Source organism: Anaerospora hongkongensis (assembly GCF_004339805.1).
Classification (GTDB): Bacteria; Bacillota; Negativicutes; order Sporomusales; family DSM-15969; genus Anaerospora; species Anaerospora hongkongensis.
In genome coordinates this window covers 115,423-139,394 of the sequence record NZ_SLUI01000012.1, presented here as the reverse complement: position 1 = coordinate 139,394, position 23,972 = coordinate 115,423, and the positions used below count along the sequence as shown (strand labels likewise).

The following is a 23,972-nucleotide window of genomic DNA, read 5'->3' as shown; positions in this document are numbered from 1 at the left end:
CAGTCAGGCAATGAATCAGGATGTTTAACTTACGAGGAGGTTCCTATGCGTTATTCAGTTGATCCGTCTGTTTTTGAAATTAATCCCCGTATTAAATTCGGCATTTTGGTAGGCAGAGCCTTAAAAAATTCAGAGACCTTGCCCAGTGATCAAGCCAGGTTACGGAACGCAGAGCAAAAAATGCGCGAAAGCTACCAGGATACCCAGGTAAGGGAGCTTCTCAATATCTCCCTGTACCGGTCAATCATGACAAAAGCGGGTATAAACCCCAACAAATACCCGCCCTCTGTCGAAGCAATGTTTAAGAGAATCATAAAAGGAACATCCTTGCCGGCGATTAATGCCTTAGTAGATTTGTGTAACGCCATTTCTATTGAACAGATGATCTCGTTAGGAGCACACGACTTAGCTGACATACATGCGGACTTAGAAGTTCGCTTTGCCAAGGAAGGAGATCTCTTTCTGCCTTTTGGTGCCACCGACTACGAATCAGTCGATGTAGGTGAGCTTGTGTTTGCAAGTGGAAATAAGGTTCAAACACGAAAGTGGATTTGGCGACAAAGTGAATTAGGAAAAACCACCATTGACAGTAAAAATCTCTTTTTTCAATTAGTAGGATTTGATGATGACAAGGGCGCCAGCCTCAATAAAGCAATGGAGGATATTGCGCACCTAATTACCGAAAGATTTCAGGGTTCTTGTGAACGATATATTGTTGACCAGCATAATCGCAGCATTGAGTTCTAAATTTTCAATAGAATGCAGCGGGAATTCTGGTATATAATAGTAATAGGGACTAAAAGCAGCGCAGCAAAGAAAGGCTTGAAAGATTATTATGAAATTAAGGCAGGAAAAAAGGCGGAAAAAGAAATCCCTCTTTGGCAGCATACTAGTATGCTTACTCATTCTGCTGGCTTGGGCTGGCTACCGCTATGTTCATAAGCCGCCTGCCGAATTACCCAATCAGCGTCCTGTGACGATACAGCCTCCTCCTGCTGCTAATCCGATTCCAAGCATTCCGGAAGCTCCTGCTCCCCCGCAGCAGACGACTGTCGAACAGCGTTCAATCGGCTCACAGCGCCATACTCCGGATAAACCCATGATTGTCGAAGATAATTCGGCTGATTTGTCCAGTCATACGATGTCGATTAAACGGGAAGAGAAAAAAGGCTTCCAAGTGATGCCAGGCGTAAATGTAAAGAGCGGTGTTGTCCATATTCAATTGGACGAAGATAAAGACCGGACGATTGAAATTGAAAAAAACCCGGATAACTCGAACAGCGATTATCAGGTAATTATGAAAAAGAAGTTTTAACGTTACGCGAAAACAGCACACAAAAAGCCTGACTTACTAACAAGTCAGGCTTTTCTTATATCGTTACCAACTTTTCTCGCCAGGCGGTAAAAAGCAATTACGGGTTCCCCAACAAGGTTGTCCGCGGGCACCTTCGAATTCATTGCAATCTCATACGCCCCCTAAAAAGCCCGGACATTTACTCATAAAACCATGCCAAACTCCTGCCGTTGTTTAAAGCATCATATAGAAAATTGACACGTAATGCCATTAGAAAATTCATCAGCCATTATCAATGCTTCTTTTTCGATTCTATTAAATATCGCAATACTTTTCGCGTAATCCTTATTAAGCATGGTTATTGCTTCTTTTTTTGTTAATGCCAAATGCGTAAACCACATCTGCCTCATATCGCCTACAGACCAATTGGGATTAATGTGATTTAAGAAGCAAACGATTTCCTCTGCATTTTCATACCATCTTTTTTCCGCATCTGCTGCCGCCGAACTATCACCGGCTTTTGCCGCTTTCACAAGCTCCGCTGCAATAACCAAATGATCTGTTATCAGGCGTTCAAACTCAGCAGCCACTCTATTTCCATAGAAATGATTAAAAACTCTTCCAAAATCAGGTGCGTTACGCAGAAGCCGATTCGTAGTTTGCTCTAAATCAGGCAAATCATAAACAATCCCCATAATAACCATCCTCGTCCAGTAAACATGCTGTGACCAAAGGAGCCGAAAGCAATCTCGTAAGTGGACTTCCCGTTCATTTAGACAGCAGTCTTCGTTATAATAAAACTCTGGCATATAATCCTCCCCTATGAATAGCGTTATATGCCATTTTATGTTTTGGACATGCACAGGGTGATAAAGTTAGCGACTGCTAATAAATTGCTACAGTAAAAGCAAATTTCCATAAAAAAATGAGATTGATTAAATGGATCAAACCATTCAATTAACCTCATTTTTTCGTTATGCACAAAGTTCAATCTCCAAACACTGCTTCTGCTGCAGTACCAGTGATCTTTTTACTCAGCCGGGGTAAATAAGGCCACAAAAACAGCGATCTTCCCAGACTAAATACAATAAAAGCTAACCATACTCCGTGGTTTTGCAGATACGGTACCAGAAACCACAAAATGAAAAAATACACCACCAGAGAGTAAATCATAGAATTACGGATTGGAGCGGATTCCGTAGCTCCCACAAAAATCCCATAGAGCTGCAAGCCCCAAAAAGCCGCCAGCGGGAATACAGCAATCCAATAACAATACTGATAAGCAATCTCCTGAACATCCGGCAGAGTTGTAAATACCGCGATCAGCGGCCCCTGCAGGAATAGTACGCTCACCGACAGCAGAATTGCCATGCCGCCTCCCCATAGGGCAGTTAAGGTAACCGTCTTGACAAACAGCAGCGCGTTTTTTTCTCCCATTGCTTGGCCAACAGAAACAGTGGCAGCATTGGAAAAACCACTGAGCAAATAGGCAATTACATAGTGAAGCTGCAGTAATACCGCGTTCGCCGCCAAAATAGTATCGCCATAACGAAGGCCATAAACGGCAAAGTAGTTAAATACTGCCAGCAGGCAGGCCGTACGGATAAATAAGTCGCCGTTGACCTTCATCATTTTCACAAGCGCGGTAGAGTCAATGATACTTTTGACCGACAAGCTTGCCATGCTGATCAGCCCGGTTCGGGCAATCAGTGCCATCCCAATAAAAGCAGAACCAACTTCGGCTATGAGCGTAGCCGTTGCAACACCGTCAGCCGACATGCCAAGCCCGGCGACAAAATACACCGCCAGTAGCATGTTGAGAATATTCATTGTCACCTGCAGGTATAGGGATAGTTTTATCCTGGCCATCCCCATCAGCCAGCCGGCAATGACATAGTTAGCCAAAGCAAAGGGAGCTCCCCATACCCGGATGTCAAAATACATGCTGGCCACCGCCCACACGGTTTCATTCGGTGACATCAAAGCAAAGGCGGCAGCTTTCAACGGTTGCTGGAAGAGCACCATCAGCACTCCCATGACCAATGCCAGCACCAGCGGCCTAAACAGCGCCAGCGAGCTTGCCTGCTTTTCTCTGCGTCCGCTGGCCTGCGCACTGAAGCCGGAGGTACTGACGCGCAAGAAGCCTAGCAGCCAGTAAAGTGTATTGAAAATCAGGACTCCAATAGAAACACCGCCAATATAGGAGGCCTGCGGCAGTCTGCCCATAATTGCGGTATCCACTACGCCCAGCAAGGGAGTGGATAGGGAAATCACCGTCAACGGTAAGGCCAAAGCCAGGAAGCGTTTATGATCAGCCCACGTGACAGTTGAAGCCTTTGCCATTAGAATTTGAAGTTACCGATCAAGTGGTAAGAATCCTTATAGCTGCTGAAGGTTGATTTTCCCTGATCATAAGGCTTTAGGTTATAATAACGGGCTTCAACATTGGCATTTTTTGCGAACACATATTGAGCACCAAAACCGTAGCCTTTGGCACCGTCGCCACCAAGGCCGGTAGCACTGTTGCCGCCGCTTACGACTAATGTCCCTGGATTATTGTAGGAATCTACAGCGTAGTTGCCTAGGGCTAAATAGTCAAAACTGATACCAAAGGTACCGGGCTTACTGTTGTCGATGCCTTTCCAGAGCAGACGTCCCCAATAGCCGTGATCCTGAGCTCCCGCAGGAAGCTTACTGTCGCTGTTTTTAACATATTCACCGGTAACGGTGAAAACACCGCTCTTCGTTGTAAAGCCTATTGCCGTTTGCTCTAAATCATATTGTATTTTCTTCTTATCCTTGTCCAGGAAATTATTTGACATGGTATTTAGATGTGCCACAGTAATATTGGTAGATGGTCCAACATTTACTTTTAAATTAGCAAGAAAAGCATTAGTAGTATTACCACTTGCAGTATATGCAGCAAGATCACCATAACCAGCTAATAACTGAGCATTGCCGAACTGATAAGTAGCCATTGCTCCATCAACGGAGTTATAGTCCCAAAGGAGCCCCTGACCTAAGGCAGGTAGCGTACGTCCAACAGAAACGGTTGCTTCTTTATTTTTCCATTGAAACTCTGCCCGATCAAAGCTTACCGTATTATTTTTGGAGGTTTTACTTAACTCATTTACGCCTCTAAAATTTGACCGGTTAGTTGCGGCAACCCGACTCAGTAGAGTTATATTTTCAGCAACTTCAGATGAGATATTCAACCGCACCCGCTGCTCCATACGAGTGGTATTTTTTGAGTCAGTATTTTTGGCACTTTGATTCCAGTTGCTTTGGTAGCGCAGTCTGGCATCACCGCTGATTATTACGGAGGACTTGCCTTTTTCCAATTTGGCTAAGCGCTGTTCTGTGTTATCGGTGCTGCCCATATTAAGTTCGGGCGCAAATTCAGCCTGCAGCTTTTTAATTACTGCTTGCTCTTCGCTGCCGGCTTTATCTGCTTTGGCAATAGCCTTAGCAACAATCGCCGCCATCTCCACGCGTGTCAGCATAACATCTTCCCGGTAAACACTGCCGCCGAAGCCTTCCACGATACCGGCTTTAGCCAGTTGTCCCACCGCACTGTACGACCAGTGATGCTCGGGGACTACTGCAAATAAATTAGCCGGTGCAGCCAGTACCGTCCCTGCTACACTCATGCTGAAAACGGCCCCAATTGCTAATGCTATGTTCTTTTTCATAAAACCTCTCCTCAATCCGCTTAATAACTACTACAGACTATACCGGTTTCTCCATATGAACCAGTTCATAAGAACCACCTTCATCCAGAGTAATGGCAAAGCCCTGGCTTTGCCAGAAATGAAAACCGCCCGGCAGAAAGTGATGCGTATGCAGATATATCATCCGGTAGCCCTGTTCACGGCAAAAAGTCTCCGCTATGGTAAGCAGCCTGGAACCAATCCCCTGGCGTCTAAGCGTCTTATCAATATAGCAGCGGCCGACTTCCGCCGTTGTTCCTGCAGGATAGCGACCTTTTAGCACGGTTATCCGGTCATTATACTCACAAATCGCGATTGTACCAACAACAGTGCCGTCAGGAGAAAACGCTGCCCACATTTGATTGCGGACAGGCTCAATATATAGCTTGGCCAGTCCTAATACATCAGCGGTAACAGCACTTTGACCTTCTTTACAAAATAGGTCCTGCAGTTGTCCCAGCAAGAAATTCTGTACACTGGCAATATCATTATGCTCAACTCTGCGAATTACTACATTACGGGTTTCCATCATGACCTTCCTTTCATACCTGGCGGAATTTGTACCTTGATGAGCTAAAGCTTTAATAAATGGCAGGCAGCACTGTGGCCTGGGCAAAGGTCTTCCAGTACCGGTTTTTCTTGTCTGCATATTGCTATACTTTCCGGGCATCTGCTCTGAAAAGGGCAGCCTGGCGGCAAGTCAAGCGGGCTTGGTATTTCGCCCTCCAGAGGTCTGACCACTGTGCCTTCTTTTTTCTTTACCGGAAAAACCGCCTGCAGCAGTGCTTTTGTATATGGATGCCTTGCCGCCTGCAGATCACTGCCCTTAAGCACTTCTACGATATTGCCGAGATACATGACAGCAATACGGTGACTGATCTGCGCTACCAGTGCTAAGTCATGACAGATAAAGATCATCGATACATTCTTTTCCCGCTGAATGCGGACCAGCAGTTCGATAATCTTTTTCTGCACCGATACATCCAGCGCACTGGTTGCCTCATCACAAACGAGAATCTCCGGCTCAAGCGCCAGCGCTCGGGCAATCCCGATACGCTGACGCTGCCCACCGCTCATGTTGCCGGGATAACGGTCGGCAAACTCTTCCGGCAGCTCAACCATTCGCAAAAGCTCGCCAGCCTTGTTTTGGACATTACAGTCTTTGATCAGGTTGAAATTACGTAACGGCTCGCAAAGAATGTCTTTAATCTTCATTTTGGGATTAAAGGCTTGTGACGGATCCTGAAATACCATCTGGATATGTCGCCGGCTCTGCCGCATGCGCTCTCCCTTGAGCTTCGTCAGATCCTCACCCTGAAAGCAGATAGCCCCACTTGTCGGCGCATGAAGCTGCATGATCAGTTTTACCAGGGTGCTTTTACCGCAGCCGCTTTCACCAACAATACCAAGCGTTTCGCCCCGGCAAAGCGTCAGTGACACATCATCACAGGCCGTCAGCATGCGTCCGTCTGCTGTGGGAAAACGTTTTACCGCACGATCAATGGTTAAAATCGTATCCTTGTCAGCTGACATAGCTTTTCCCTCCAACCTGCGGTACCGCATCCAAAAGTTCTTTCGTATATGCTGTCTGCGGCTGGGCAATAATCGCATCGGTCCTACCCGATTCTACGATCTCTCCATTTTGCATAACAATCAGCTTATCGGACATATAAGCCGCTACGCCGATATTATGGGTGACAATGATAATTGCCGTTCTATCTTGGCGGCAAATCTCCATCATTTCTTTTACTACCTGGGCCTGTGTTGTGACATCCAGAGCCGATGTAGGTTCATCTGCCAACAGAAGCCGCGGCTTAAAAAACATCGCCATTGCCACTCCGACGCGCTGCCGCATGCCGCCGCTCAGCTCAAAGGGGTAGCTTTTCATAATGTTTTCCGTATTAGGCAAGTGCATTTTTCTAAGCATAGCTTCTGCCGCTTTAGCTGCTTCTTTTTGGGTTAGCGACGTGTGTTCACGAATATACTCGATGAACTGGCTGCCGATACGGGCAATGGGGTCAAGCATGCTGCCGCTGTCCTGAAAAACCATTGTTGCCTTTGTTCCACAGAGACGATTCCACTCAGCAGGGGTATTTTCCAATAGATTTTTATTTTCGAAGAGAATTTTTCCGCCGCTTACCCGGCCTTCATGCGGCAGGCAGCCAAGAATCGCGCGGATAACCGTTGTCTTGCCACTGCCACTTTCGCCTACAATCGCAAGAACCTCACCTTCATCAAGCGATATATTTACATTCCGGACGATTTCACATTCCCCATAGGATACTGAAAGCTCCGATACCTCTAGCAACATTTCAGTTCTCCTTCGCGTGTGTTATTTTTTAGCGGGTTTAATCTTATTGGTCAGCCAATAATAATCGGACGGATACATTTGAGCGCCTGCAATTGAGGTTGAACTGATGATGTTTGTTTCCGGATATCCCAGAAACAGCGCCGCTCCGTCGTTCATAATAATCTGCTGAGCATCAATCATCAGTTGACGGCGCTGCCCACGGTCGAATGTTGTGGATAGTTCAGCGAATTTTGCATCTAATGCAGGATTGCTGTATCCGGAGCCATTCTGCGGATTATCGCCGTTTTTATTTGTTCTCCAGTACCAATTTAAAAAGATCTCCGGATCACCGGTGTTGGCAGTCGTAATATTTGAAATCACAAGATCATATTCGCCATTTATCCCTATTTTATCAATTAAGTTATAGTCAACTGACTTGATTTTCACATCGAAGCCAACCTTCTTCGCATCAGACTGCACAGCCTCAGCATAAATAGGCAGCTCAGCACGGCTGTTGTATACGACAAAATCTACCGTAAGCTTCTTGCCGTTTTTTTCTAAAATCCCGTCTCCGTCAGCATCCTTCCAGCCCGCTTCGGCCAAAAGCTGTTTAGCCCTTTCGATGTTATAGCTGTTGGGGTCCTTGAGCTGATCAAAACCATAATCCATTGACGGCGGTACAGGAGCCTTGCCTTCAATAAAGGTTCCTTTCAAAATAACTTCATTGTACACTTTTCTATCGCAAGCACTAATGAACGCCGCACGAACTTTGGGATCACCTAGAACGCCATTATGATTAATCCGGGCCAGTACCGTACGCAGCGAGGCAATTCTGTCAATGTGAAATTTGGCCTTATCGTTAAACAATCCAATATCACCTGCCGCAATATTAACGGCCATATCCACCTCTCCCGACTGCAGCGCCATTGCCCGGGTATTCGGGTCATCAATGGACGGGATTTCAACCGTTTCATAGGGAACCTCGCCATCCCAGTAATAGGTGTTTTTTACCATAACTGCTTTATCTTTTACGAACGATTTGCACATGTAAGGCCCCGTACCGATTGGCCCTTCCTTCGCAAAGCTGCGTGCCGGTTCTGCCGTTACATCGACGATTAAAAAGAGGGGATCAGCTAAAAATCCCGGCATATTGGGCTCTGGTTTTTCCGTTACGATGGTAAGATTTTGGCCTTCCGCTCTCATCTCTTTATATTTGAAAAACGTTACTGCCCGCTTGTTTTTAGCAAAGGCTCTTTCCAGGGACGCTTTAACCGCGGCAGCATCCAGCGGCTTACCATTCGAGAACTTTACACCTTCTCTAATTTTAAATGTCCAGGTCATATGGTCAGCACTGATTTGCCCGTTTTCAGCCAGCCACGGCTGTACATTCATCTTCTCGTCAAATTTTGCCAGGCATTCTCCAATACCATACCGCATAACAACCCAGCCAAAGTAGTTTTCCGTTGGTTCCAGGGAATCAGCAAAGTTAGTTACACCGATTCGCAAGGTCTTGGCATCAGCCTCTTTTTTACTACCTCCGCCGCACCCCGCAATAAAGACTGCTGCCAGACATATCATCATTAATACTAAAGTCAACTTTCCCAATCTTTTCAAGAAATCTCATCCTTTCCCATGTGTTTTTCCTTTAATTTGATCGTTGAGGATCCATGATGTCGCGCAGGCTGTCTCCCCATAAATTAAATATTGTTACCACCATCAGGATTGCCGCACCCGGATAAAGCATCAGCCAGGGCGCTGTCTGAATATGCTGTCTTCCCTCATTGAGCATCAGGCCCCATTCCGGCGTAGGCGGCTGTGCACCAAAACCCAAAAAGGATAACCCCGCCAATTCCATGATCATTGTCCCGATATCCATCGCCGCAGTAACAACAATTGTTGGCAGGATATTCGGTAGAATATGCCGCCAGAGTATGTGGAGCGGTCTTGACCCGCTTGTCACCGCCGCATCAATAAAATCACGCTGGCGCAGTTTCAGCGTAAGACTGCGCCCTAAACGGGCGTATTTAGTCCAACTTACCGCTGCCAATGCTAGAATGGCATTGACGATATTGCCTCCCAGCATGCCGGCAATAGCAATAGCCAGCACAATCCCCGGAAAAGCCAGCATCATATCAACAATCCGCATGAGTACAGTATCGACCTTGCCACCCATATACCCCGCCACTACGCCGATAGAAGTTCCTACTGCCGTTATAATGGCAACCAGCGACAGCGTCATCATCAGTGATGTACGCGCTCCATAGATAATACGCGACAGACAATCCCGGCCTAGCTTATCCGTTCCAAATAGGTGGTCGTCAGAGGGCGCCTGCAGGGACTGCCGCATTACCGCATCAAACGGATCATAAGGAACCAGCCAGGGTGCAAAAACAGCAAAGCTGAGGATCAAAAGGACCAAAAATGTATAAAGCCAAAATAAGAAATTATCCTTTTTCAACTTTTCCACTCAATTCCCCCCTTTCTTCAGCCGCGGATCAAGATAGGTATAAGAAATATCGACAAGCAGATTCATTACCATATACAAAACAGCAATCCAGAGTACAAAACCCTGTACGAGAGGATAATCGCGCATCTCAATGGCATGTACGGCCATTTTGCCAAGTCCTGGCCAGGAAAAGACCATTTCAATGACAGCCACACCGCCCAGCAACCAGCCAATCTGCATGCCGAGGAGCGTAATTAACGGCAGGCAGGCATTCGGCAGCACGTGGCGCCAGAGAATTTTGTATAGAGGAAAGCCCCGTGCCCGCGCCCCGGTGATATAATCCTGTCCCAGTTCCTCTAAAACCGCGGTACGCACCTGCCGTGTATATTTTGCTGCCATAGCAATGGCCAGCGTCAATGTAGGAAGTACGATCCTGTCAAAGGATACCACTCCGCCCGCTATCGGGAACAATCCCCACTTTAGCCCCAAAACATATAACAAAATGAGTCCTACCCAAAAACTCGGCATGGATACTCCCAAAAACGAAATTCCGCGAATCAAATAATCCAGCGGACGGTTTCGGTATACTGCGGCCAGTATTCCGCCTGGAACTGCCATCAGCAGCATCGTCAGCGTAGCTGAGGCTGCGAGCGCCATAGTTCCCGGCAAACACTGCCAGAGACGTTCTGCTACCGGCATTTTTGCCGAATACGACATGCCCATGTCTCCCTGCAAAACTCCTGCCAGCCACCGGAAATACTGTACATGAAAGGGCTTGTCCAGCCCCAGCTGGGCCCGCGTCTCGGCAATTGTTTCTTCGGAAACAATTGAATCAGCTACCTCCAGCAGCATCTCAACCGGGTCACCTGGTGATAGAAACATCAGTGAAAATGTCAGCAGACTGACACCGAAAAGGGTAATCATCATTTGCAGCAAACGATGCAACAGCTCTTTTCCCTTCAAATCGTCCTCTCCTCTCTATCAAATAAAAAATCCGCATAGAATTGTTTCTTAACACTAAGAAAAAATTCTATGCGGATTTAGGCAAACTGCCTACTAAGCACACTGCGGCTAAATTGTAATATAACAAAACACAGGCTGCCCCCACATTCATCTCCTTATCGCGCGTAAGTCAACAATGAATCTTATTATAAGCAGGCTTTCTGGCTCATAGATCATTGCCTTTGCTTCTGTCTTCCCAAAGGTTTCTTCAGTGACATTTTTTGAAGCAGGCTCCCTATTTACAGCTGCGGGACAGCACGGGACTTTCACCCGTTTTCCTCTCATCGTACAGCAGCAATCGCTGCTGACACTTATAACGTTTCTATATGAAATTGTCATTCTTCACAAGTAGCTTTAGCTTTTTATTGCTGCTTTTTATCAATTATTTAATATAGATTTTAGTTATACTAGTTTCATTCATTTCTATTAACCATCAATAGAAATGATTATTTGGTCCATAGTATCACTAATAGCAAATCTTGTCAAAGAAAATGTGGTTTTTTATCATAATTCCTGTATTTTTATTTAGTAAATATCATTTTTATATTACTTATAGCAAGCTTGATACAAAAGTTTAACTCCCCGGTCAATTTCGTCACTGTCGATTCCGCCAAATCCCAGCATAAGCAGTTTCTTTCCGGTTTGCTTAGCCATGTAGGTTTTTGACAAAGGGAAAAGCCTGATCGTTTTCTCTTGGGCCCGCTTGATCAACTCTGCCTCAGAAAATACGCTGTTCAACAATTCCAGTACAACATGCAGCCCCGCTCCCTGCCCGATAATTACCGCTTGCTCACCAAAGCGCCGGTGAACAGCTTGTACCAGCGTGTCATGTTTTTTCTTGTATAGGATGCGCATTCTACGCAAATGACGGTCCCAGTATCCTTCTGCCATGAACTTGTACAATGTCTGCTGTTCTAATAAAGCTGCACTGCTGGCACTTTCGTAAAACAGCTGCTGATACCGTTCCAGCATCTGTTTCGGCAGTACCATATAACTGACTCTGAGTGCAGGCGATAAAACCTTCGAAAATGTTCCGATATAGATGATGCTTGCCTGAGGATGGAGGCCTTGCAGCGCCGGAACAGGGCTGCCCTGGTATCTAAGCTCGCTGTCATAGTCATCTTCTATAATAACTCCGCCTACTGACTCTGCCCACTCAATGAGCTTCAGCCGATTGGCAACAGGCATAATATGGCCCAGCGGAAATTGATGGGAAGGGGTTACATATACCACTGTACTGCGAGATGCCTGCAGCGCACTGAGATCCAGTCCGTCAACATGCACCGGAATAGGTGCCGTGGCAAACAAGTGATTGTGGAAAACTGTCCGGGGAATAAAATGACCTGGTTCCTCAACAGCCAGCAAGGAATGATTTGGTCTCAGTAATGGTACAATAATGGAAAGACTGTCCTGAAGACCGGCGCAGATAACGATTTGCTCCGGCTCACAGATGACGCCCCGTGATCGGGCCAGATAGCTTCGAATTTCACTGCGCAAAGCCCAATCTCCCTGCCGGCTGCCGTAGCCGGCAAACTGTCCCGGCTCATCCCGCAAACACCCGGTCATTAGCTTGCGCCACAGTGCAGCCGGAAAACTTTCCGGCGCAAGGCTGGCGGGGTGAAAATCAAAGTTATATACTGGCTGTCGCTCAGATAAAATCTTTGAACAGGTATTGGATTCCGGCAAAGAAGGCGGAAGAAATTCCGCATCCAGCAGCGAAACATAATAGCCGCTTTTGGGCTTGCTGTATACGTAGCCTTCAGCCAGCAATTGCTGATAAGCATACTCTACCGTATTATGGCTTACAGCTAACTCAGCGCATAAAGCCCGGATTGACGGCAGCCTGGCGTGTGGCTTCATAGTTCCCGCTGTTATTTGACTTTTTATCTGGTCATAGATCTTGCTGTGTAAAGGCTGTCCCTGCTTATCATCTAACAGAATCATTACTTTCACCCCCATCAGTAGGTAGCTACCATCATTATAGGCATGCTAGTAAATCAACGTCAAACTGTCCTTGTATTATTTCCGCGAATTGACCCTTTAACCAAGGGTAGATTGCCATTATACTGTAGACAAGCAGTAGAACAGAAAGGGTGTATTGAAATGCTCAATGAAAAATTGCTGTCCGTTCTTGCCCATCCTGCCGATGGCGCTATCTCCATTGTTACCAATGGTGCCGATGGTCCTCACGTAGTTAATACCTGGAATAGTTATATAACGGTTACTAGCGAAGATAAAATGCTAATTCCCGCTGCCGGCTTTGTCAAAACTGAGCGCAATCTCAACTTGAACAACAAAGCTACTCTTTCTATTGCCAGCAGAGAAATTGAAGGCTATCGAGGAAAAGGAACAGGCTTTATTGTAGAGGGAACTACCCGGTTCATAACCGCTGGCGAAGAATTCAACCATATGAAAGAAAAATTCTCCTGGATTCGGGCAGTATTGGAAGTAACGATTGTCTCCGCCAAACAAATGCTATAACGCTAAGCCAAGCAAAACAGGCCGGTTACTGTGCTATCAGTGACCGGCCTGTTTCTTTTACAGTTCTTTAAAGGGTCTGCTGCGTTGCCTTGACAACATTTTGGAGAACTACTATCATATCTGGTATACCAAAATATATGGCATTATACGCAATTACGAACGAGCAAAGAGAGGTTTTTATAATGGCAGCAACAAAACCAGACTATAAACGTTTTGGATTTATTCCACAGCGCCAACAGGGCCTGCTTCTTATGCGGCTGCGCAATCAGGCCGGCGACATGACGGCAGATGGTCTGCGCAACTTAGCAGACCTGGCTGAGAAATACGGCAATGGTCAGGTACACTTGACGCTTCGCCAGGGGATTGAAATTCCTGGCGTAAAAGAAGAGTTGTTTGAGCAGGCTTTACAGGCTGTAACGGACGCAGGTCTCTCACCGGCGGTATGCGGTCTCAGGGTACGCCCGGTAGTAACCTGCCCAGGCAATGCTACTTGCCCCTACGGCCTGATTAACACAAAAACACTCGCCAAAACTTTAGACGAGCAATTTGTTGGCCGTGATTTACCGGCAAAAACGAAGTTTGCCGTCAGCGGCTGTGCCAATTCCTGCACCAAGCCACAGTCGCACGATGTCGGCTTTCGCGGTGCTCTGGAACCGCTGGTGAAACAAAGCAGCTGTATCAGCTGCGGTGCCTGCGTTCGCCGCTGTCCGGCTAAAGCAATGAAGCTGGAAAATAAAGCATTAGTAATCGACTACGAAAAGTGCTTATCCTGCGGGGTCTGTACACGCCTCTGCCCGAAGAAAGCCTTAGCAGCGGGCAAAACTGGCTATCATATTTTTGTCGGCGGCAAAGGAGGCCGTTATTCCAATGACGGCGCCCTGCTGGCAAAATTTATCCCGGAAGATAAACTAGCCACTTACCTCGATGCCATTTTACAAACTTATAAAGAATTGGCCGCTCCCGGCCAGCGTCTAAGTGCTGTTTTGGCAAAGGAAGGAATCGGTCTTATTAAAAGCAAGGTAGAAGAAAAGTTAAACTAACCTCTATTAGGCCGTGCTCGCGAATAACTTCCCGGGCACGGCCTAATATGTTACAGGGACGTTTCCGCCGCCACCGCGATTCTTCGCACTTTCTCCCGGTTGATTCCCGTCAACTGGGCAATTTGCCTGCCCGATACACCACCATTTGCCAGCAGCATCCGCACAAGTTCAACTGCGCCACTCAAATTCTCGCTTTTGCAAAGCTCTGCAGACGTCCATTTCCGGTCCTGCAGATAAGCAGCAATCAGCTCAGTTGGATCTTTGCGCACCGTTTGGGTCGCAGCCACTTCTAAAAACTGACGCGGCTCCTCCTGCAAATGAAATTCCTGGAAAAGCTGAAGCGCCTTGGAACGATTAGCGTCAAACAAACTCAATGTTTCGTCCATCTCCGGCGGTATGCCTGCGTCTGGGCAGCAGCCCATATACCAGGAATAGCTGCTCCAGGGGTACTCAAGGGTAAATTCACCTGCTATCTTTACTGGGTTATTATGTACATACCGGATAGCACAGAGTAAATAAGACTCGTCTTCAATCGCTTCGCTGCGGAAACGGTCCTGAAATACAGGTCCGATGCAATGGTGTTTTTTATTAAAATAAGCGGCATAGGTAACGCCAATCCGTTTCATCAGAATATACAGAGGCTGTTCGACTTCCTGGCAAACCATATGAACATGATTGTCTAAAATGCAGAAGGCGTACAACCGGCCAGCAGCACTCTGCTTTTTTTGCAGCATGATTTCCATAAAACGCTGCTTGTCTTCATCATCAAGAAAAACCGGTCGACGCTCATTGCCCCGCAGCATAACATGGTAAATACCCGATTCGCTCTTTAGTCTTGCCTGTCTGGCCACTGTTATCACCCCGCTTCATTGTAGCATGGCTGTCAGAACAGTGTCAAAGGAACCGTCCCTGTGACATTATTGATTTTAGTTTCACAATACCCGTCCTCCTGGCAGAAGAGAGCGTGCAGCTCTACCACTTGCAAATTTGCCAATGCAAAACTGCAAATCTATTGGCAGCTTCACGCAATGCCCCTCCTCATTGGAGGGGGCTTTTTTTATTTGCAACTCTTTTCCCCTTATAAACACTGACTCGCGTGATTTTTTTCACAGAACTGAATTTGCGGCATAACTCTTGCAGTATCAATTGACGAGTTGAAAGAAGGCAGAAGTCAAATCACAGCAAATCAGAGGAAACCAGGAGGGACGATTATGAAAAAGCCAATCCTTACATCAGAGGAAGCAGTTAAGCTGGTCAAATCAGGCGATACCCTGGCGGTGCAGGCCTTTGTCGGCTTTTCCCATCCCGAGGAATTAAGCATTATGCTGGAACAACGCTTCTTAACAACAAGCGAGCCCCGGGATATCACCCTGCTGTACGCGGCAGGCAATGGCGACGGCAAGGATAAATGTGCTAACCGCTATGCCCATGCAGGCTTGCTCAAGCGGGTTGTCGGCAGTCATTACAATCTGGCGCCAAAGCTGGGAAAGCTTATCGCGGAAAACGCCATTGAAGCTTATGCACTGCCGCAGGGAGTCATTCTCCATCTGTATCGGAACATGGCTGGCCAAAAGCCCGGCGTCATTACTCCCGTTGGCCTTAAAACCTTTGCCGACCCACGGGTCGAAGGGGGCAAGCTCAATTCCCGTACCACGGAAGATCTGGTAAAGGTTATTACGATCGAAGGCAAAGAGTATCTCCACTATTTGCCGCAGAAAATTAATATCGCTTTCATCCGGGGCACTACTGCCGATGAATTAGGCAACATCACTATGGAAAAAGAAGCGGTACTCCTGGAAGCTTATCACCTGGCTCTGGCCACCAAACAACAGGGCGGCATCGTCATTGCCCAGGTGGAACGCCTTGCAGCCAAGGGCAGCCTGCCGCCGCAGCAGGTTAAAGTGCCTGGTGTCCTGGTCGATGCTTTGGTAATCGCCAGGCCCGAATATCATTGGCAGACCAACGCCGTCGCGTACGATCCCTCGCTATGCGGGGAAGTACGCCGGCCGATGGGCAGCATGCCGGCCATGGAAATGAGCGAACGCAAGGTCATCGCCCGCCGCTGCGCCTTCGAGCTGCGCCCCGATGTTGTGCTCAATCTGGGCGTCGGTATGCCGGACGGAGTGGCAGCCGTAGCCAATGAAGAGGGATTGATTGATGAAATCACCCTGACCGTGGAATCAGGCCCACTGGGTGGAGTACCTGCCGGCGGACCGAACTTCGGCTCTTCCTTCAATCCCCTGGCAATTCTGGAGCACCCCAATATGTTTGATTTTTATGATGGCGGCCGCCTGGACCTCGCCTATCTTGGGCTGGCTCAGGCCGATGAGGCAGGCAATATCAATGTCAGCAAATTTGGTTCCCGCGTTGCCGGATGCGGCGGCTTTGTCAACATTACACAAAATGCCAAAAAGGTGGTATTCTGCGGTACGTTAACGGCCGGCGGCCTGGATGTTGCCGTGGAAGACGGCAAATTGCGCATCATCAAGGAAGGCAAAAGTAAAAAATTCATCAAGAAGGTAGAGCAAATCACCTTCAGCGGTGCTTATGCCCAGGAAGCCGGTCAAGCCGTACTATACATCACCGAACGGGCTGTATTCGAGCTGACCAGGGACGGACTTGTACTCACCGAAATCGCGCCCGGCGTGGACCTGAAAAAAGACGTATTAGCGCAAGTCGAGTTTCCCGTCAAAGTTTCTCCGAAGTTAAAACTGATGGACAGCCGCATTTTTATTGATACGCTCATGAATATCAAGCCGGAAATACTGGCTAAAGCCTAAAACAAACAATGCAAAGGAGTCGATACAAATGGCACTACTCACGGACGACCAGCAGGATCTGCAAAAAATGGTACAGGAATTCGTAAAAAAAGAAATTGCCCCCAAAGCAGCCCATTACGATCATACGGAAGAATTTCCTTGGGACAGCATTCAAAAGATGGCCGCCCTGGGACTGCTGGGCATCCCGATTCCCGAAGCCTATGAGGGCACCGAGCTAGACACCGTCAGTTATATGCTGACTATTGAGGAAATCTCCAAAGCCTGTGCCGCTACCGGTGCTATCCTGGCTGTTCATACCTCGGCTGGCACCATGCCCATCCTGCTGTTCGGCACGGAAGCGCAAAAGAAAAAATACATTCCCCCTCTGGCGACCGGCGAAAAGGTGGGAGCCTTCGCGCTGACCGAGCCGGGTGCCGGCTCGGATGCCTCCCGCGTAACCACCACGGCTGTACTGGACGGCGATGACTATGTCTTAAACGGTACAAAATGCTTCATCACCAACGGCGGCGCTGCCGAAACCTATGTGGTCTTCGCTTCCACTGACCGCACGAAGGGCGTGAAAGGCATTACTGGCTTTATCGTGGAAAAAGGCACTCCTGGCTTTGTCATTGGTAAAAAAGAAGAGAAAATGGGTATTCGCGCCTCTTCGACTACCGAGCTGATTTTTGAAAACTGCCGTATTCCTAAGGAAAATCTCCTTGGGAAAATCGGCGAAGGCTTCAAGATCGCCATGGTCGTCCTGGACGGCGCCCGTATCGGCATTGGCGCTCAGGCGGTTGGTATTGCCCAGGGCGCTTACGAAGAAGCGCTGCAATACGCCAAAGTGCGCGAACAATTCGGTAAGCCCATTGCTGCTCAACAGGCCGTGTCGTTCATGCTGGCTGACATGTCCATCGAAATTGAAGCGGCCCGCCAGCTGGTCTATCACGCAGCTGCGCTGAAAGATGCCGGCCGGCCTTATGGCAAGGAAGCAGCTATGGCCAAAACCTTTGCATCCGATGTGGCGGTAAAAGTAGCGCTTGATGCCGTACAAATCATGGGAGGCTATGGCTATTCCCGCGAATATCCTGTCGAACGGATGCTCAGGGACGCCAAGATTACCCAGATTTATGAAGGGACCAATCAAATTCAGCGGGTAGTTATTGCCGGACATATCCTGCGATAACAGGAAAGGAGGATTACCATGCCTATACACAACTCTCTGGTTATTGAACGTCCTTACGGAGAAATTGAAGTCGGTGAAACAGCTTCTGTCACCAAGACGATTACCGAAGCGGATATTATCAATTTTGCCGGCACCATTGGCGATTTCAACCCGATCCACCTCAACAGCGAATATGCCAAAACCACCATGTTCGGCGAACGCATTGCCCACGGCATGCTGACAGCTTCTTTCATTTCTACCTTGGTCGGCACTTGCCTGCCCGGCATCAACGCCTTGTATCTGTCGCAGGAAGTGAAATTTGTGCGGCCGGTGCGGATTGGCGACACCATCACCGCCTATGGCGAAGTCCTGGAAAAGCATGATGCCAAACAAAGACTAACGCTGAAAACCATCATCACCAACCAGCGCAATGAAGTGGTCATTGACGGCAAAGCAGTCGTTATGGTCATGAAAAAAACGCCAGCAGCTGTGCCGCCGGAAATATCGCATGAGGGAGAACGAAAATGACTTATCGCAATTTGCTTTTTGAAAAAGAGGACTCCATTGGTCTCCTTACCATCAACCGTCCCCAAGTGCTGAATGCCTTAAACAGAGAAACCATGACAGAAATCAGCCAGGTGGTAGGCAAAATCGCCACTGATCCGGAAGTGGCTGTACTCATCATCACCGGTGCCGGTGAGAAATCCTTTGTCGCCGGGGCGGACATCAGTGAAATGCGGACCTTATCAGCGCTGGAAGGGCGCGCCTGGAGCAAATTCAGCCAGGCTACCTTCAATGCCATTGAGAATTTGCCGCAGCCGGTCATTGCCGCTGTAAATGGCTATGCGCTGGGCGGCGGCTGCGAACTGGCCATGAGCTGTGATATTCGCATTGCCTCGGATAAAGCCAAATTCGGCCAGCCGGAGGTACTGCTGGGAGTGGTAGCAGCCTTTGCCGGTACACAGCGCCTGCCCCGTCTGATAGGAAAGGGACGTGCCAAAGAGCTACTGTTCACAGGCGACCAAATTGATGCTGCTGAAGCCTGCCGGATCGGCTTAGTCAACAAAGTAGTGCCGGCAGGCGAATTACTGACGGCAGCCAAAGCGCTGGCAGCAAAGATTATCTCCCGCGGTCCGGTAGCTGTTCAGCTCTGCAAAGCGGCTGTGAATGAAGGGCTGGATATGGACCTCGAATCCGCTCAAGCCTACGAGGCCGAAGTCTTCGGACTTTGCTTTGCAACCGCCGACCAAAAAGAAGGGATGAACGCCTTTGTAGAAAAACGGCCGGCCAAATTCACCGGCAAATAAGCAAAAAAACTGGCTAAGGCCGGACAACAAGAGCGGCGGCGGGGCTGCCCTTCCGCCGCAATAAAAAAAATGCAGGTTAATCCAAATTTAAATAAGTGAGGGATGCATTTATGGAAGTACTGGCCATATTTTTAAGTTTGGGCTTACTGATGTTCTTTGCTTATCGCGGTTTCTCGGTTATCTTGTTTGCACCGGTATTCGCCTTGCTGGCCGGTGTTCTGTCCGGTCTGCCGCTCCTGCCAACTTATACCGAAATTTTTATGCCCAAAACGGTCGCCTTTGTTAAGAACTTTTTTCCTTTATTCATGCTCGGAGCCGTTTTGGGTAAAGTAATGGAAGATTCCGGTTCGGCCAGAAAAATTGCAATCATGATCGTTAGAACTCTTGGTAAGGAACGGGCCGTCATGTCCATCATCACTTCCGGCATCGTACTCTGTTATGGCGGTGTCAGCACTCATGTCATTTCCTTTGCCCTCTATCCACTGGCAGCAGCGCTATTCCGGGAAGCCAATTATCCGAAACGTCTAATTCCTGCCTGTATTGCCTTTGGTGCTTTTGGCCTAGCCATGGATGCCCTGCCCGGCACGCCACAGATCCAAAATCTTATTCCCACCATGTATTTCGGCACAACCGGCTATGCTGCCCCTATGACCGGAATGATTGCCGCCGTTCTGCTCTATGCCGGCGGCGTCAGCTACATGGAATGGCGGCGTAAAAAACTGGTTGCCGCCGGTGAAGGGTATGGCGAAGGCCATATCAATGAACCTGACCCGCGTAACGCACTCGGGGACGACGAACTGCCTAGCGGTTTGATCGCCGTGTTGCCGCTGCTCATCGTGCTGGTCGGCAACTTCGTCTTTACGAAATGGATTGCTACCTGGGACCCTGCTATTATGAAGGGCGTAGCCACTGGTGCAACCCTCAAAAGCGTAACAAGCATCTGGGCTTTAATCATTGCCCTGACACTTGCCATTACCGCCTGCGTACTCATGAACTACGGAAAATTCCAACGGGTAGGCGGCTTTGGCAAAACTTCGCAAGTCGCTATCCTGGGTTCCCTGCTGGCTGTCATGAATACAGCCTCAGAAGTAGGCTATGGCAACGTTATTGCCATGCTGGACGGCTTCAAGAGCGTTTCCTCCTTCCTCATGACCATTCATATCGGCGACAGTCCACTGCTGTCAGAAGCCATCATGGTTAACGTCATCGCCGGTGTCACCGGCTCGGCCTCGGGAGGTCTCGGCATCGCTATGGAACTGATGGGCAAGACTTACCTCGAATGGGGCGTAAGAGCCAGTGTCAACCCTGAAGTACTGCATCGCATCGCCTCTCTGGCCGCCGGTGGTATGGATACCCTGCCTCATAACGGCGCCGTCATCACCGTTCTGGCTATCTGTGGCTTAACCCACAGACAATCCTATGCCGACATTTTTGCACTCACTATGTTAAAAACGAGCGTAGCCTTACTGATGGTTATCCTGGTCACCCTATTCCCTTTCATCGTATAAAAGATTTTAAATAGGCCTGAACAGCAACTACTGCTTTGCTGTTCAGGCCTATTCTTTCGCTTATTTCCGTTTGCGTTTGCGGATAATGGTTGTCACATCAACGCCCAGGTTCTGCGCAGCTTCTTTCAAAGAATTGCAGTTGCCGATCGCTTCCTCAATAATTTGACCCTCCAGCTTTTCCACCAATTGCTTCAAGTGGGTATGAGGCTTCCACAGGCTGCCCACAAACGCAGCGTCCTGCTGAATAGATCCGCCGTCCGGCCTGGTTAAACCGCTTATCGCAGGCTCCTTATTGACTGATTCCATAAATTTTCCAGGCAAATGCCTGAGTTCAATACCGGGTTCATCAACAACAACGATCAGGCCTTCAATCAAATTCATCAATTCCCGGATATTACCGGGCCAGCAATACGCGCACAACGTCTCCATTACTTCCGGTGATATCGTCTTGGTCCGTTTGTGCCGGGTGTTGCATACGGTAAGATAATGAGCTACCAGTGGCCGGATATCTTCTCTTCGCTCCCGCAGCGCCGGAATGCGCACAGGGATAACATTCAGCCGGTAATATAAGTCTTGCCGAAATAACCCTCTTTCAATCAATTGTCCAAGGTCCATGTTGGTAGCGGCAATGACCCGCACATCGACAAAAATTTCCCGGCTGCCTCCAACGCGATAAAACTTGCCTTCCTGCAGTACATTTAAAATCTTTGCTTGCAGCGGCAATGGCATATCCCCTATTTCATCCAAAAAGATCGTGCCTTTATTGGCCAGTTCAAAAAGGCCCACTCTGGTTTTTTTGGCTCCCGTGAAAGCGCCTTCTTCGTGGCCGAACAACTCTGATTCCAATAATGTATCCGGAATGGCGCTGCAGTTAACATGAATAAAATTGCCTGTGGCGCTGCGCTCGCTGATCGTATGAACAAATTTGGCCAAAGCGGTCTTACCGACTCCTGATTCTCCGGTAATCAGCAGCTGCAAGTCGGTGCCAGCCACCTTAATGACTAATTCATACAGATTTTCCATAATACGGCTGCGTGCCAGTCGCATATTGACATCCAGCTTGGCCGTCTGCATAGCTTTTAGTTCGCGCTGAAATCCGTGAGCTAATGCTTCCGCGCTTTTCAACTTCTCATGAAGCATATTCAGCTCTGAGATATCCCGGACATTAGACAGAACCCTGACAATTCTCCCCAGACCATCACATAGGGGGGTAGCAGTGACTACTGCCTCCGTACCATAGGGATACTTAACTACGGCGCTGCTGACTTCCTGCTGTGCCAGTGCCCGCAGGGTACAGGACTGAGGAATTAGGCCCTCTTCGACCAGTTCTTTAAAATGCTTTCCAATGATGACATTCCTTTCTAAACCACAAATGTGAAGAAAAGCCTGATTGACTGCCAGCACTCTCCCCTCGCCGTCTGCAACCACCATGCCATCATAGGATGTATCAATAAACTTCTGTACTCCGATAATTGAATCAGCCACCTCGCACCAAAGATGATGAGGGTTATCATATTCATCAATCTTCCGGAAGAATACGTCAAACCACCCAGGCGGCTCAGCGCAGGGAATAATATCCAACAGGTATTTATCGACTAAGGAGGCTTTACCGACTTTATGAATAGCCTTGTCAACAAACCAATCAAGGCGCAACCACGGAAGTATCGTCTTCACGTTTTTGCCGTCCACAGCCTGGTTCGCTAGCAAACCTGCCGCCCTGTCGTTGGCAAACCGGATAATATGGGCCTCATCGACGACAACATGGGCCCAGTAATCTGCCAAAGAGTGGTTGTTAAGCATTTGACCGCCTCCGCTTGTTAAATCATACCTAACCTTTACGATTAGTAAGAATATTCGACCCAATCGACCCATCTCCCTGCGCTCTAAGTAAAAATCAAACCTGCCAGGCATGCGCTCTTCCTACCGGCAAAGAAAAAACAGGCCTTCTGCTAAATCAGAGGCTTGTTTTTTGTCACAAGGACGGTTATTGAGCTGATTCGTCTGTCAAAAGCTCAATGGTTTGCAAGACATCCTCAGTAAAGGTGAGCTTTTTATTATCATACATCCAGACTGAATCATTATCTGTTTTGTGCACGGGATTACCCCAGCTAAGGCGTACTTGGGCTTTTGTCATTCCTTCTTCTACGTTGCCGTTTTCAATTTGGTACCACAAGGTATGGGACCAGCCGAGGCTTGGCCGCGGATCTTCGGTAAATAGCGCATCTTGCCAGGGAGCAGTATCACTCCAGGAAGAAGCGGGAATATTTGTCCAGCTATAGGCAATCGGCAAAATAGCTTTTTCCCCATTAACGGAAACGACCAGCCAAATCGGTTCATCCGATGAATTGCCTGCATATACGTCTACAACAGTAGCAGCTCCCCCGATGGAAGTCGAAACCGATTTAGGAATTTCATCCGAGCCAGGAGTATAAAGTCCTGCCAGCTCTCTAAATTTAGGGTAAATGGTTTTGCCTAAAAACTGCTGTCTGGCATTCGTTAGGTCGGCAGTCAGCACCAGGCCTTCCAATTGGCCTCGCATCGTACGGCCAACCAGCTTTTCACCCGTTTCATCAACTTTCATATAAACCATAAATTCTTGCAGATTGGGTCCTGCAGGATAAGGAATAACTTCGGTAACAGTTACTTTTTTACCCGCATGCTGTGCATACGGAATGCGTACAGAACGGTCGCCGGTAAAGCCTTTATTAGCCTTATCTACCGGGAAGATTTCGTAGCCGGCCGATTGCTTATCAGCAGGCAAAGCAAGAAAAGTGAAACTATGCCCTGTCCATTGTTCTGTCGGCAGATTGGCTGCAGGGGTTTCACTTACAGGCGCTGCCCACAAGGTCCCTACTGATCCGAATGCTACTAGTAAGCTCAATACCAGCAAAATGCGCAAGTTAAATAGCTTCATGATTTCCTCCTTATTTAATCCTCGTCTCACAAAAAGTGTAATCGCAGCATGAGATA

Annotated in this window: 22 protein-coding genes and 1 riboswitch; of the genes, 9 read left to right on the top strand and 13 right to left on the bottom strand. The window is 48.1% G+C overall.

The window, feature by feature from the left end:
• Positions 1 to 45 precede the first annotated feature (45 nt).
• The gene (locus tag EV210_RS17020) at positions 46 to 747 is read left to right on the top strand and encodes a B3/B4 domain-containing protein (protein WP_165898948.1); all 702 of its coding nucleotides are present in this window, start codon (positions 46 to 48) and stop codon (positions 745 to 747) included.
• Positions 748 to 835: 88 nt separating this feature from the next.
• Entirely contained in the window at positions 836 to 1,315 is a 480-nt protein-coding gene (locus EV210_RS17015) for a hypothetical protein (protein WP_132082558.1), read from the top strand.
• 221 nt (positions 1,316 to 1,536) lie between these two features.
• Here the strand turns inward: EV210_RS17015 and EV210_RS17010 are convergent, their stop codons facing one another.
• The 10 genes from EV210_RS17010 to pdxR all read right to left on the bottom strand — a co-directional run bounded on the left by EV210_RS17010 (position 1,537) and on the right by pdxR (position 12,686).
• On the bottom strand, positions 1,537 to 1,989 hold the full coding sequence (locus EV210_RS17010) for a hypothetical protein (protein WP_243650605.1): 453 nt from the start codon (positions 1,987 to 1,989) through the stop codon (positions 1,537 to 1,539).
• Positions 1,990 to 2,281: 292 nt separating this feature from the next.
• Positions 2,282 to 3,637: an MATE family efflux transporter gene (locus EV210_RS17005; RefSeq protein WP_132082557.1), complete on the bottom strand. Its 1,356-nt coding sequence runs from the start codon at positions 3,635 to 3,637 to the stop codon at positions 2,282 to 2,284.
• Positions 3,637 to 4,986 carry a putative porin gene (locus tag EV210_RS17000; RefSeq protein WP_132082556.1) on the bottom strand — a complete coding sequence of 450 codons (1,350 nt, stop codon included), beginning with the start codon at positions 4,984 to 4,986 and terminating at the stop codon, positions 3,637 to 3,639. The genes EV210_RS17005 and EV210_RS17000 overlap by 1 nt, the downstream gene beginning before the upstream one ends.
• Positions 4,987 to 5,023: 37 nt before the next feature.
• The gene (locus tag EV210_RS16995; RefSeq protein WP_243650604.1) at positions 5,024 to 5,536 is read right to left on the bottom strand and encodes a GNAT family N-acetyltransferase; all 513 of its coding nucleotides are present in this window, start codon (positions 5,534 to 5,536) and stop codon (positions 5,024 to 5,026) included.
• Positions 5,537 to 5,577: 41 nt separating this feature from the next.
• Entirely contained in the window at positions 5,578 to 6,537 is a 960-nt protein-coding gene (locus tag EV210_RS16990) for an ABC transporter ATP-binding protein (protein WP_132082554.1), read from the bottom strand.
• Positions 6,527 to 7,315, bottom strand: coding sequence for an ABC transporter ATP-binding protein (locus EV210_RS16985; RefSeq protein ID WP_132082553.1), 789 nt, complete (start codon positions 7,313 to 7,315; stop codon positions 6,527 to 6,529). The genes EV210_RS16990 and EV210_RS16985 overlap by 11 nt, the downstream gene beginning before the upstream one ends.
• A 21-nt stretch (positions 7,316 to 7,336) precedes the next feature.
• Positions 7,337 to 8,875: an ABC transporter substrate-binding protein gene (locus tag EV210_RS16980; RefSeq protein WP_165898950.1), complete on the bottom strand. Its 1,539-nt coding sequence runs from the start codon at positions 8,873 to 8,875 to the stop codon at positions 7,337 to 7,339.
• 64 nt (positions 8,876 to 8,939) lie between these two features.
• Positions 8,940 to 9,761 carry a nickel transporter permease gene (nikC, locus tag EV210_RS16975; RefSeq protein WP_424218075.1) on the bottom strand — a complete coding sequence of 274 codons (822 nt, stop codon included), beginning with the start codon at positions 9,759 to 9,761 and terminating at the stop codon, positions 8,940 to 8,942.
• Positions 9,762 to 10,703 (bottom strand): nickel ABC transporter permease, encoded by a 942-nt coding sequence (gene nikB, locus EV210_RS16970; RefSeq protein ID WP_132082551.1) that lies wholly within the window; start codon positions 10,701 to 10,703, stop codon positions 9,762 to 9,764.
• A 173-nt stretch (positions 10,704 to 10,876) separates the two neighbouring features.
• Positions 10,877 to 11,072, bottom strand: a riboswitch (cobalamin riboswitch).
• A gap of 216 nt (positions 11,073 to 11,288) precedes the next feature.
• Entirely contained in the window at positions 11,289 to 12,686 is a 1,398-nt protein-coding gene (gene pdxR, locus EV210_RS16965) for a MocR-like pyridoxine biosynthesis transcription factor PdxR (protein WP_132082550.1), read from the bottom strand.
• 159 nt (positions 12,687 to 12,845) lie between these two features.
• Here pdxR and EV210_RS16960 point away from each other — a divergent pair, with 159 nt between their 5' ends.
• On the top strand, positions 12,846 to 13,223 hold the full coding sequence (locus EV210_RS16960; RefSeq protein WP_132082549.1) for a pyridoxamine 5'-phosphate oxidase family protein: 378 nt from the start codon (positions 12,846 to 12,848) through the stop codon (positions 13,221 to 13,223).
• Positions 13,224 to 13,405: 182 nt separating this feature from the next.
• The gene (locus tag EV210_RS16955; RefSeq protein WP_165898947.1) at positions 13,406 to 14,263 is read left to right on the top strand and encodes a 4Fe-4S dicluster domain-containing protein; all 858 of its coding nucleotides are present in this window, start codon (positions 13,406 to 13,408) and stop codon (positions 14,261 to 14,263) included.
• Positions 14,264 to 14,313: 50 nt separating this feature from the next.
• On the opposite strand, the gene EV210_RS16950 is transcribed toward EV210_RS16955, so the two are convergent.
• Positions 14,314 to 15,114: a transposase gene (locus tag EV210_RS16950; RefSeq protein ID WP_132082547.1), complete on the bottom strand. Its 801-nt coding sequence runs from the start codon at positions 15,112 to 15,114 to the stop codon at positions 14,314 to 14,316.
• A gap of 360 nt (positions 15,115 to 15,474) precedes the next feature.
• Here EV210_RS16950 and EV210_RS16945 point away from each other — a divergent pair, with 360 nt between their 5' ends.
• The 5 genes from EV210_RS16945 to EV210_RS16925 all read left to right on the top strand — a co-directional run bounded on the left by EV210_RS16945 (position 15,475) and on the right by EV210_RS16925 (position 21,002).
• Positions 15,475 to 17,043 (top strand): acyl CoA:acetate/3-ketoacid CoA transferase, encoded by a 1,569-nt coding sequence (locus EV210_RS16945; RefSeq protein ID WP_132082546.1) that lies wholly within the window; start codon positions 15,475 to 15,477, stop codon positions 17,041 to 17,043.
• A 28-nt stretch (positions 17,044 to 17,071) separates the two neighbouring features.
• Positions 17,072 to 18,208, top strand: coding sequence for an acyl-CoA dehydrogenase (locus tag EV210_RS16940; RefSeq protein ID WP_132082545.1), 1,137 nt, complete (start codon positions 17,072 to 17,074; stop codon positions 18,206 to 18,208).
• An 18-nt stretch (positions 18,209 to 18,226) separates the two neighbouring features.
• Positions 18,227 to 18,715, top strand: a complete 489-nt coding sequence (locus EV210_RS16935; RefSeq protein WP_243650603.1) for a MaoC family dehydratase — start codon at positions 18,227 to 18,229, stop codon at positions 18,713 to 18,715.
• Positions 18,712 to 19,494: an enoyl-CoA hydratase-related protein gene (locus EV210_RS16930; protein WP_132082544.1), complete on the top strand. Its 783-nt coding sequence runs from the start codon at positions 18,712 to 18,714 to the stop codon at positions 19,492 to 19,494. The genes EV210_RS16935 and EV210_RS16930 overlap by 4 nt, the downstream gene beginning before the upstream one ends.
• Before the next feature lie 110 nt (positions 19,495 to 19,604).
• Entirely contained in the window at positions 19,605 to 21,002 is a 1,398-nt protein-coding gene (locus tag EV210_RS16925; protein WP_132082543.1) for a GntP family permease, read from the top strand.
• A gap of 60 nt (positions 21,003 to 21,062) precedes the next feature.
• Here EV210_RS16925 and EV210_RS16920 read toward each other — a convergent pair whose 3' ends face one another.
• Together EV210_RS16920 and EV210_RS16915 are read right to left on the bottom strand one after the other, a co-directional pair.
• Positions 21,063 to 22,802 carry a sigma-54 interaction domain-containing protein gene (locus EV210_RS16920; protein ID WP_165898946.1) on the bottom strand — a complete coding sequence of 580 codons (1,740 nt, stop codon included), beginning with the start codon at positions 22,800 to 22,802 and terminating at the stop codon, positions 21,063 to 21,065.
• A 184-nt stretch (positions 22,803 to 22,986) separates the two neighbouring features.
• Positions 22,987 to 23,916 (bottom strand): hypothetical protein, encoded by a 930-nt coding sequence (locus EV210_RS16915; RefSeq protein WP_132082541.1) that lies wholly within the window; start codon positions 23,914 to 23,916, stop codon positions 22,987 to 22,989.
• Positions 23,917 to 23,972 lie beyond the last annotated feature (56 nt).